Annotated in this window: 8 protein-coding genes; 2 read left to right on the top strand and 6 right to left on the bottom strand. The window is 69.0% G+C overall.

The window, feature by feature from the left end:
• The first annotated feature begins 552 nt into the window (after window positions 1-552).
• Window positions 553-1,512 (top strand): EamA family transporter, encoded by a 960-nt coding sequence (locus tag ITP53_RS49795; protein ID WP_195902494.1) that lies wholly within the window; start codon window positions 553-555, stop codon window positions 1,510-1,512.
• A gap of 105 nt (window positions 1,513-1,617) precedes the next feature.
• Here the strand turns inward: ITP53_RS49795 and hisC are convergent, their stop codons facing one another.
• The 6 genes from hisC to ITP53_RS49825 form a co-directional block, all read right to left on the bottom strand.
• Window positions 1,618-2,676 carry a histidinol-phosphate transaminase gene (gene hisC, locus ITP53_RS49800; RefSeq protein WP_195902495.1) on the bottom strand — a complete coding sequence of 353 codons (1,059 nt, stop codon included), beginning with the start codon at window positions 2,674-2,676 and terminating at the stop codon, window positions 1,618-1,620.
• Window positions 2,677-2,732: 56 nt separating this feature from the next.
• Window positions 2,733-3,398, bottom strand: a complete 666-nt coding sequence (locus ITP53_RS49805) for an NUDIX hydrolase (RefSeq protein WP_195902496.1) — start codon at window positions 3,396-3,398, stop codon at window positions 2,733-2,735.
• Window positions 3,399-3,462: 64 nt separating this feature from the next.
• A complete protein-coding gene (locus tag ITP53_RS49810; RefSeq protein WP_195902497.1) occupies window positions 3,463-5,253 on the bottom strand; it encodes a DUF4434 domain-containing protein in 1,791 nt (596 codons plus the stop codon).
• 40 nt (window positions 5,254-5,293) lie between these two features.
• Window positions 5,294-6,382, bottom strand: a complete 1,089-nt coding sequence (locus ITP53_RS49815) for a glycosyltransferase (RefSeq protein WP_195902498.1) — start codon at window positions 6,380-6,382, stop codon at window positions 5,294-5,296.
• Window positions 6,383-6,401: 19 nt separating this feature from the next.
• Complete coding sequence (locus tag ITP53_RS49820; RefSeq protein WP_195902499.1) at window positions 6,402-7,664, bottom strand: nucleotide sugar dehydrogenase; 1,263 nt, start codon at window positions 7,662-7,664, stop codon at window positions 6,402-6,404.
• A 118-nt stretch (window positions 7,665-7,782) separates the two neighbouring features.
• Complete coding sequence (locus tag ITP53_RS49825) at window positions 7,783-9,453, bottom strand: glycosyltransferase family 4 protein (protein WP_328818374.1); 1,671 nt, start codon at window positions 9,451-9,453, stop codon at window positions 7,783-7,785.
• Window positions 9,454-9,509: 56 nt separating this feature from the next.
• Here ITP53_RS49825 and wecB point away from each other — a divergent pair, with 56 nt between their 5' ends.
• Window positions 9,510-10,640, top strand: a complete 1,131-nt coding sequence (gene wecB / locus ITP53_RS49830; RefSeq protein WP_195902501.1) for a non-hydrolyzing UDP-N-acetylglucosamine 2-epimerase — start codon at window positions 9,510-9,512, stop codon at window positions 10,638-10,640.
• Window positions 10,641-10,766: the final 126 nt, after the last annotated feature.

A 10,766-nucleotide genomic window follows, 5' to 3' on the forward strand; every position in this document is an offset into this window, starting at 1 on the left:
GGGGGCATTGACGGGGGATGTCAGCTTTGCGAACTTGAGTGTTGACTCTTGTGAACTTATTGGTTGACGCGTGTAGATGCGGGTATGTTCTTCCACGCCCCCGATCGATGGGATTCGGACGGGGGCACCAAAATTTCTGGTGCGGACTTCCCTCCCCCTTCTTCGGGCCGGCGATCTGCCGATGGCCTGGGTGCACTGGTGTGCTTGTTCGTTTATGGGTGGCCTTCTTGGCTTTTGGGCAACTTGGGGACTGAGGGCCTGTCACCTTGGTTGCGGGGGCGTGGTTTTCGGGCGTGGTCGCGGGGCCGGAGTTTTGTCGTGGAGTGAGTGGGTTCTGGGAAGCGGCTACGCGGGGCTGTGAGGGCGCTGGAAGGGCCGGCGGGCGCGGGATCGTCTATGGGGTCGGCAGGCGCAGGCCATTCCGGACACGGCGTCGTGAGGTCCGCGGCCGCCTGGGCGGCGTTGATCGCGGAGAGAACCGCTGATCCCGCCCGCGTTACGAGTCCGATAATCGCGCGATTTTGTCGTGGTTGACCGGTATGGTCATGAGCCATGCGTACGAACACTACTGACAGCCGGGCTCCGGTTCTGGTCTGGAGCGCGTTGGCCATCGTCTATGTAGTGTGGGGCTCGACGTACCTCGGCATCAGGATCGCGATCGAGACCATGCCGCCGATGCTCAGCGGTGCGCTGCGGTTCGTGACGGCGGCGCTGCTGCTCGGCGGCTTTCTCGCGATCAGGTACGGGCGGGCGCCGTTCAGGATGACGTGGCGGCAGTTCGGCGGGGCCGCGCTGGTCGGCCTGCTGCTGCTGACCGGCGGCAACGGCATGGTGGCGGTGGCCGAGCAGCACATCTCCTCGGGCCTGGCCGCCCTGCTCGTCGCGGCCGTGCCGCTGTGGCTGGTGGTGTTCAGGATCGTGGCCAGGGACCGGCCCGAGGTGCTGACCCTGGCGGGGGTGCTGGTCGGGTTCGGCGGGGTCGCGGCGCTGTCGCTGAACGGCGGCGGCGAGTCGGCCAGCACGTCCGGCATCGTGGTGATCCTGGTGGCCTCGTTGTCGTGGTCGATCGGGTCGTTCCTGTCGGCGCGGATCCCAATGCCCTCGAACGTGTGGGCGGCCAGCATGGTCGAGATGGTGGCAGGCGGGGCCGGGCTGACCCTGGCCGGCCTGTCGTTCGGCGAACGGCTCGACCCGGCCGTGATCTCCGGGCGGTCGTGGGCGGCGCTGGCGTACCTGGTGCTGGTGGGGTCGCTGGTCGGATTCACGGCTTACACGTGGCTGCTCGGCAACGCGCCGATCTCGCTGGTTTCCACGTACGCGTACGTCAATCCGGTCGTCGCCGTCATCCTGGGCGTGCTGGTGGTGAACGAGCACGTGACGACGCAGGTAGTGCTCGGTGGTCTGGTGATCCTGGTCGGCGTCGCGCTGGTGGTGTCCACCGAACGACGACGCCGTAGATCGAAGACCAGCGTCCGGCCGGCGGTCGAGGAGGCCCCCGCGGAGGTGGTCTAGCCCCGTTTTCCGCACACGCCGCATCGTCGCGGGCCGGCCGCTACAGCGGTCTTGCACTGTGAGTGATCGGCGCAGGTCGGCGGCGGTGACGGGCGGAAAACGGGGCTAGCGGGGGAATGCCTTGGCGGCGGCCAGGAACGCGTCGTTGGCCTCCGGGTCGCCGATGGACACGCGCGCGCCCTCCCCGGCGAACGGCCGCACCGCCACGCCCTCGCTCGCGCAGGCGGCGGCGAAGTCGAGGGTGCGCTCGCCGAGCCTGAGCCAGACGAAGTTCGCCTCGGTGGGCGGCACCGTCCAGCCCTGGGCGATGAGCGACTCGCGGACCCGGGTCCGTTCCTTGACCACCCGCTCGACCCGCTCCAGCAGCTCATCCTCCGCCTGGAGCGAGGCGATGGCCGCGACCTGCGCGAGGTGGTTGACCGCGAACGGGACGATCGTCTTGCGCACCGCCGACGCCACAGGCTCCTGCCCGATCATGTAGCCGACCCGCAGTCCGGCCAGCCCGTACGCCTTCGAGAACGTACGCAGGACGCAGACGTTGGGCCGGTCCCGGTAGAGCGTGAGGCCGTCGGGGACGTCCTCGTCGCGCACGTATTCGCGGTAGGCCTCGTCGAGCACCACCAGGACGTGCTCGGGCACCCGGTCGAGGAACGCCTCCAGCGCGCCCCTGCGTATGGCCGTGCCTGTCGGGTTGTTCGGGTTGCACACGAACACCAGCCGCGTCCGGTCGTTGATCGCCTCCGCCATGGCGTCCAGGTCGTGGTCCTCGCCCGCCAGCGGCACCATGACCGACTTCACCCCGGCCAGGTCGGCGAGCAGGGGGTACGCCTCGAACGAGCGCCACGCGTACACGACCTCGACCCCGGGCTCGCCCACCGTCTCCAGCAACTGCTGCGCCACCGTGACCGAGCCGGCGCCGAGCGCGATGTGGTCGGCCGGCACGCCGAACCGCGCCGCGATGGCCTCCGTCAGCTTGACCGAGCCGGGATCCGGATACCGGTGGATCTGCCGCGCTCCCTCGGCGATCGCCTCCACCACGGAGGGCAGCGGGTCGTACGGGGACTCGTTCGAGGAGAGCTTGTACGACCGCCCGTCGGGAGCCACCACGGCCTTGCCCGGCTTGTAGGCGGTCATTGTGTCCAGGATCTGGCGGAAACGAGGCATGTCCTAACCTTAAGAGGCGCGGCGGCGTGCGGCATCATCCGTCCAGGCCAGCGGGCTCACTCCTTGAGGGAGCGGAGCATCGGCGGGTGCAGGAGCTCGGCCGGGCCACGCCGGTAGAGCTTGGCCGGGCGGCCGCCATCCCTGGTCGTGGTGGCGCCGGTCTCCAGCAGGAAGCCCTCCGCCTTGGTGACCTTCCTGTGGAAGTTTCGCGGGTCCAGGGGGCGGCCCCAGACGATCTCGTAGACGCGGCGCAGGTCCGCCACCGTGAAGTCCGGCGGGCAGAAGGCCGCGCCCAGCGACGTGTACTCGAGCTTGCCCCGCGCCCGCTCGATGCCGTCCAGCATGATGCGGCGGTGGTCGAAGGCCATGACCGTCAGGGCGTCCACCGCCTGCCAGCTCATGTGGGCCTTCTCCGAGGCGGGCAGGTCCGGGGCCAGGCCGAGGTAGGCGACGCTCAGGACGCGCTGGCGGGGGTCGCGGTCCGGGTAGCCGTACGTCTGGAGCTGCTCCAGGTGCACCGGCGCGCCCGGGAGGCCGGCGCGTTCCGCGAGGATGCGCTGGGCGGCGGCCGGGAGGTCCTCGTCCAGTTGGATGAAGCCGCCGGGCAGCGACCAGCGCCGCAGGAACGGCGGATTGTCGCGCCGCCACACGAGGGCGCTCAGGGCTTGGTTGCGCACGGTGAGCACGACCAGGTCGACGCTGACCGGGATGCTCGGAACCATGCAGGGCAGGCTACACGCAGTCGCGGGCCACCATGAGCACGTCGAGGACGGTACGCGCCGGAGCCTACGTGACGATGCGTACGTGTAACGGCTCGGTGGTCGACTGCCCGGAGGGCCCCTTCACACCGATCTTGACCCACTCCCCGCCAGGCACCTGGCTCCAGTCGAACGGCACCCAGGCCGTGACCATCCCGACGGGCAGCTCCTCCGCCGGATCCGGATTCTGCTCCAGCCATCCGACCTCGGACACCACCAGCTCCTTCGTACCCCCCGACCATTCGACGGTGACGGTGCCGCCGGTGAAGTTGTAGCCGCGCACCTCCACCCCGTCCTGGACGTCCCTGGGCCGGCGGATGGCGTCCACGGCGATCGGCCGCTGCCAGTCCGCGGCGATCTCCTGCTCGAGTGAAGGCTTGCCGCAGGTCATGAAGTCGCTCCACATGTAGGAGACGATCTTCTGCACGTAACGTCCGGCCATCGTCACGGCCTGGTCCAGGCGCTTCTTGTCGGTCTTGCCGCGCGTCCCCTGCGGGGCGCACGGCTCCTCGCCCGACGGCTCGAACGCCTCCACGTTCGCCCACAGCTGCACCTGGTAACCGACCTCGACCATCTCCTCCCTGGCCGCCGCCATCTCCCGGTAGTAGTCGCGCGTGGACCCCTGGTACGCGGTCTCGTACGTCGACTCGCCCACCACCGGCCGCAGCCGCTCGTCCACCTGACTGGAAGCCTCGTCCGGCCAGTACAGCCCGACCTTGCCGGTCCCCCGGCTGTCCTGGGGCGCGATGATGCCCACCCCGGTCTGCGCCAGCGCCTTGAAGCCCTCCGCCACCTGCTTGGGCGACTGGCCGAACGCGACCCGTTCGCGCGCGTCGAGGTACGGGCTGATCAGGATGGGTTTGCCGGGCAGCTCCTGCTCGACGATCGTGTGCTGGTCGGCGTACACCTCCAGCGTCGGGTTGCCGGCCAGGGTGTCCGACATCTGGACCTCGAACGGCTGGTAGACGCCGCCCAGCGAGGGCCGGTCGGCGTAGCGCACGCCGTAGTCCTGCAGGATGCGCCGGGTCAGCGTGGTGAGCGTGCCGAGGTGGCGCGTCTCCGCCCTGGTCGGCGTCTTGGAGTCGCGCGGGGCGAGCGGCAGCGCGGGGAAGACCCGCATGCCGAACTGGTCGCCCAGGTCGAGCAGCTCGTTCAGGCTGTCCTTGGGCGAGCCGGCCACCAGGATCATGTCGTAGGAGGCGGCCTTGCCGCTGAAGTCGCAGGTGGCGTCGTCCGAGCCGTCGACCTGGGTGATGAGCCGGTAGTAGATGCGGTTGCCCACCCTGATGCTGTGTTCCATCTCGGGGCAGCGGAACACGTCAGGGCCGAATGACTCGTCGGTGCGGTAGACGTACGTGCGGCCGATCCGGTTGTCCGGGTTGGCCTGCCTGAGGTCCCGCTCCGCCGAGTCGTGGCAGGTCAGGCCGTCCTCCTCGCACGCCTTGTACAGCGAGTCGAGCGTGCCGTCCTTGGCCAGGATCTCGCCGTCGTCCGTCACCTCGCGGAACTGCAGGCCGTATCCGATCCTGATGATCGTGTCGCCGCCGACCTGGTGGATCTCCTGGAGCTGGCCGCGCCAGGTGCAGGGGTCCGACTTGGGGGTGATCCAGTAGCCGGTGATCGCGTACTTGGCCTGCTGCTCGGTGTCGAACGTTCCACAGGGGTCGGTGAACTCGCTGACCTTCGGGGACGGCTCGGTCGTCCGCGGCGATTTGCTCGCCACGGGCTTCGGCTTGTCCGAGGACGACGGCAGGACCACGAGCACCGCCGCGACCACGGCCACGAGGGCTGCGCCCGCGACCAATAAGAGCCAGCGCACGTTCAGAGACCCACCCTTACCCCTACCGCCCTCGATCGGATTACCGCTTCACTCCGGCCCAGGACTCCAGCTGGGAGACGAAGCGCTTGGCGGAGTTGGGCCAGTGGTGGTTCGCGCGGGCCGCCGCGTAGCCGCGCGCGCCCTGCGCCCGCCGCTCGCGTACGTCGTCCCGCAGAGTGAGTACGGCCTGCGCCACCGCCTTGGGGTCCTCCCACGGCACCACGACGCCGCTGTCGTAGCGCTCCACCAGCTCGACGGCGCGCGGCGACGGTGTGGTGATGACGGGGATGCCGTGCGCCATGTACTCCACGATCTTCGTGGGCATCGAGTGCCGGTAGTTGGGCTCGTCGTGCAGCAGCGACAACCCGGCCAGCGCCCCGTCGAGCCGCTTCAGCGCCTCGTCGTTGGGCATGAAGTCGCGCCACTCCAGCAGGCCCTCGGTGACGGCCTGGTTGAGCACGGGACGGCTCTGCGGGTCGGCGTACCCGATCAGCTCCACGGCCACCCGGTACGGCTGCAGCAGCTTGGCCACCTCGACGGCCTCCACCACGCCCCTGGCCCTGGACAACCAGCCCAGATAGACGACCCGGTCGTCCCCAGGAGGCGTCACGGAGTCGGGCACCCACGTCTCGTTCGGCACGATCGGGTGGGCGTGCTTGAACCTGCCCGCATACGCCGTCTCGGCCAGCATTAAGTGCAGGTGACGCTCGGCGGTGCCTTCGAGCATGCGCGCCATGAACCGCACCGGCGGCCGCAGCGGCGAGGGCAGCCAGGGCTTGAGCGAGAGCGTGGCCGGGGTGTCCTCGTGCACGTCCCACACCACCGGCGGCCTGTTACGCATGCCCCACACGGCGAACAGCAGCTCGGGGTCGTGGACCAGGACGAGATCGACCTTGTCCCGCATGCGTTTGAACAGCCGCCGCGCGGCCCACATCGCGGAAAGGCGTTTCCGCTGAGCCGCCCTGGGAAGATCCACACCGGTGACCCAAGGACGGGGGACGACGCCGAAGGCGGTGAAAGAGGCGGCATACGTGACCTCATGACCGGCATCCACCAAGGCGCGGATCTGCCGGTGCAGGATCCGGGCGTCCTCGGGGTTATGCACCACCGTCATGACGAGCACGTGCACTGCGCGCAGCCCTCCGTCGCTACAGCCGCTCGACGCGTTCACCCTCGGCGAGAACGCCGCGGGTGTCGAGCACGAGACTGGCCTTCGCTTCGACCATGTCGAGGTCGAACGCGGCATGCTGCTGCATGAGCAGCGAAACGTCCGCGTTGATCACCGCCTCGGCCAGGTCCTCCTCACGCGGCACCGGCGTGCCGTCTACAGACCACTCCTTGACGTACGGGTCCACGAACGAGAGCTCGGCGCCCAGCTCCAGCAGCGCCCGCGCCACGGGGAGCGCCGGGGTCTCACGCTCGTCGGCGATATCCGGTTTGTACGTGACGCCGAGCATAACCACCCTGGCGCCGTTTACGGGCTTCTTATACCTGTTCAGCAAGCGTTGGACGCGGGCCACCACATAGGACGGCATCCGCTCGTTGATCTCCTGCGCCAGCTCGACGAACCTGAACGGGTAGCCGAGCTTGCGCACGGTGTACGACAGGTAGGACGGGTCGACGGGGATGCAGTGCCCGCCGACTCCCGGTCCCGGCAGGAACTTCTGGAAGCCGAACGGCTTGGTCGCCGCGGCCTCGATCGACTCCCACAGGTCGATCCCCAGCTCGTCACAGAAGATCGCCATCTCGTTGACGAGGGCGATGTTGACGTGCCTGTAGGTGTTCTCCAGCAGCTTGGCCATCTCGGCCTCGCGGGTGCCGCTGACCGGCACCACCTGCTCGATGAACCGCCCGTAGAACGCCGTGGCCCGGTCGCGGCAGGTCGGCGTGTAGCCGCCCACGACCTTGGGTGTGTTGCGCAGGCCGAACTTGGGGTTGCCCGGGTCGATGCGCTCGGGCGAGAAGGCGAGGTGGAAGTCCTCCCCCGCGACCAGCCCCGAGGTCTCCAGCAGCGGCCTGGCCACCTCGTCGGTGGTGCCTGGCCAGGTGGTGGACTCGAGCACGACGAGCGTGCCCTTGCTCAGGTTGCGCGCGACGGCCTTGGTCGCGCCCTCCACAGCGGACAGGTCCGGGCGGTGGTCCTCGTCCAGCGGAGTGGGCACGCATATGACGATCGTGTTGCTCCGGGCGAGCACGGCCTCGTCGAGCGTGGCGCTGAACCCGTTGGCCAGCATGTGCTCGAGGTCGGCGTCAGTGAGGTCATCGATGTAGGACTGCCCGGCTTTGAGCGCGTCGACCTTGCCAGGGTCGACGTCCACGCCGACGACCCGCAGGCCGGCGTTCACCGCTTCCTTGGCCAGCGGCATGCCGACGTAACCCAGGCCGATGACAGCCAAGTCGATTTCTGTCACAGCTGTGCCTTAGAGAGCCGGAGACAACACTTCATGGTCGCAAAGGCTATCTCAAGTCCACCTAGCTCACGCCTAATGCGACCGAACCCGTCACAAGAGACAGCCATCTTGTAGGTCATCATTCGGCAAGAGATCGGTATAGAGCTTGATAAGAGTCGGCAACGCGACTCCAAGTACGCTTCGCCGCCACTTCCGCCCGTCCTGCCTCACCCATCTCAGCTCGTCTGGCGGGGTCCTCGCGGAGTCCCGCGAGCGCCTTGGCGAGCTCAGCGGGGTCGCCGGGCGGGACCAGCAGCCCGGCTCCGTCCGAGCCGACAAGCTCGGACAACGCGGGCAGATCGCTGAGTACGACGGGCTTTCCGAGCGCCATCGCCTCGACGGGTTTCAATGGAGTAACAAGTCGGCATACGCGCAGGTCCTCGCGAGGACAGACGAAGATGTCGATGGCGTCCTGCGCCTGCAGCGCTTCCTCGGGACCGACCCGCCCGGGCAGGACGGCGTCCTCCAGGCCCAGCTCCTCGACCAGTTCGAGCAGGTTGTCGCGCTCGGTGCCGTCGCCCACGATGAGCACGCGCACCGGCGTGCGCTCGTCGCGCAGCAGCGCCGCGGCCCGCAGCAGTGTGGCGAATCCCTCGTAGGCCACGATGCTCGACACGGAGCCGACCACGATCTCTCCGGGCGCGATGCCGTACGCGTCCCTGAACGAGGCGCCGTCGTAGTGGGCCGTCAGCAGCGTGTCGTCCACCGCGTTGGGCGCCAGGTGGATCTTCTCCCTGGGCACGCCGCGCTCGACGATCTCCGTCGCCATGGTCTCGGCCAGCGTGACGACCGCGTCGGCCTCCCGCATCAGGAACGCCTCGCGCTCGCGCTGGAGCACGTGGCGCTGGCTGCCGACCCTGATCGGGTCGCGCGAGGCCCACGTCTCCTCCAGGAAGCCGCGTACCTCGTAGACGAAGGGCGTGCCCGTCCTGTCGCGTACGGCGTGGGCGATCGAGCCGTTGCGGTGGTCGGTGGCGGCGTGCAGGATCTGCGGCCGCAACTGGGTCACGAGCTTGGTGACCGCGGCGGCGCCCCTGATGATGCGCCCCTGGGTCTCGAACGGCATCTCGCCGTGCCCGTCCGGCAGCAGCCGGTAATAGGGGATGTCGTCGATCTCCTCGAACGGCGGCGCGTCCGCGTGCCCCTGCAGCATCGGCCAGCCCCAGCTCGTGACCACGTGCGGGTCGATCCCCGCGACCTTCTGGGCGGTGACGATGCGGTGGGTGCGGACGGTGTAGCCGGCCTGCGTGTACGGCAGCGCGTTCGTGACCACGTGCAGGACCCGGTTCTGGACCCGGGTCAGGATGGCCACCTTGGGCTCGGGCGGGATCGGGTCGGGGCTGATGGCGGCCAGCTCGCCCCGGTAGTAGGCGGCCCGGCGCTTGACGAACGGGTATTTCGTGTGGGCTTCGAGCACCGCGGCGGCCTCGCTGACCCGGCCGGCGTCCCAGTGCTCCTTGGCCTCGTTCCACGGCCCCTTGATCACGCGCATGCCGAACTTGCGCACCATGCGCCTGGCCCGTCGCGCGGCCGGCCACGCGACTTTGCCCACGACGGGACGCAGCCGGGGCGGGAGCGCGTCGGCGGCGGCCTGGGCCACCCGGACGGGGTCGGACTTGACCTTCGTCGCGACGACGCGGGAGACGATGATCGGGTGCTGGACGAAGCCCTTGAGAAGTCCACCGACGCCGGCACGGGCGGACTTCGCGGAAACCTTAGAGGAGTCTTGACGACTGGCGTCGGATGCCACGCGGTGACCGTACCATAGGCAGCGTTTTTTCCCTTCCGTCATGAAAGGCGAGGTCAATGAGGGAGAACCCCCTGGTCCTGCACGTATTGGGTGCTCGTCCCAATTTCGTGAAAGCGGCCCCGGTGGTCCGTGCACTCGGTGAACTCGGCGTGCGGCAGGGCATCATCCACACTGGTCAGCACTACGACGCACTGATGTCCGACGTGTTCTTCGCCGATCTCGGCCTGCCGGATCCGGTGGCGAACCTGGGGGTCGGCTCCGGAAGTCACGCCAAGCAGACCGCGGCCCTGCTCGTCGGCCTGGAGGAGGTCGTGCAGGAGCAGGAGCCCGACCTGGTCGTGGTCTACGGCGACGTGAACTCGACGCTGGCCGCGATCCTCGTCTGCGCCAAGCTGGGCGTCAGGACGGCGCACGTGGAGGCGGGTCTGCGCTCGTTCGACCGGGGCATGCCGGAAGAGGTCAACAGGGTCGTCACGGACGCACTGGCCGACCTGCTCTTCGTCACCTCGCCCGAGGCGCTGTCCTACCTGGCGAACGAGGGCGTGCCCGCGTCCAAGGTGCACCTGGTGGGCAACCCCATGATCGACAGCCTGTTCTCCGCGCTGCCGTCACTCGACCCCGCGCCCGTGGTCGAACGGCTTGCCATACCCGCTCGTTATGCCGTCGCCACGCTGCACCGCCCCGCGAACGTGGACACCCCGGAGGCCGCCAAGGAACTGGTCGACGCGGTGCTGGAGGTCGCGCGGCAGATCCCGCTCGTGGTGCCGATCCACCCGCGCGGCAAGGCCAGGCTGGCCGCTGCCGGGCTGGTCGACGGTGAGTCGATCAAGGTGGTGGACCCGCTGGGGTATGTGGACTTCCTCTCACTCGTACGCGGCTCCGCGCTGGTCGTCACGGACTCAGGCGGCGTGCAGGAGGAGACCACGATGCTGGGCGTCCCCTGCCTGACCGTCCGGCCCAACACCGAGCGGCCGATCACCATCACGCACGGCACGAACCGCCTGGTCACGCCCGCCCTGCTGCCCGCCGCCGCGGAGAAGGCGCTGGCCGACGGCGCCGCCACGCCGGCCGGCGAACTTCCGGTGCTGTGGGACGGTCAGGCCGGGCCGCGCATCGCCAAGGTGATCACCGCCTGGCTCAAGGGGGACAACCTGGCGCCTGCTTCCCAGGCCAAACGACCCTCATAGCGGGCGGCTCTGGCCGTACCATGACATACCTCCGCTGAGCGATAGGCGTACCACCATGGCCGATTCCCCCGAAGAGCCCTCCCGCGGGGGGGGGGGGGCCCCCCCCCCCCCCCCCAAAAAAAACAA

The sequence above is a fragment of the Nonomuraea cypriaca genome (genome assembly GCF_015645445.1).
Taxonomy (GTDB): Bacteria; Actinomycetota; Actinomycetes; order Streptosporangiales; family Streptosporangiaceae; genus Nonomuraea; species Nonomuraea cypriaca.

Excerpts from the sequence above, each read along its gene's own strand:
- ITP53_RS49805 (WP_195902496.1), bottom strand. The coding sequence starts at position 3,398 with ATGGTTCCGAGCATCCCGGTCAGCGTCGACCTGGTCGTGCTCACCGTG.
- ITP53_RS49795 (WP_195902494.1), top strand. The coding sequence starts at position 553 with ATGCGTACGAACACTACTGACAGCCGGGCTCCGGTTCTGGTCTGGAGC.
- hisC (WP_195902495.1), bottom strand. The coding sequence starts at position 2,676 with ATGCCTCGTTTCCGCCAGATCCTGGACACAATGACCGCCTACAAGCCG.
- wecB (WP_195902501.1), top strand. The coding sequence starts at position 9,510 with ATGAGGGAGAACCCCCTGGTCCTGCACGTATTGGGTGCTCGTCCCAAT.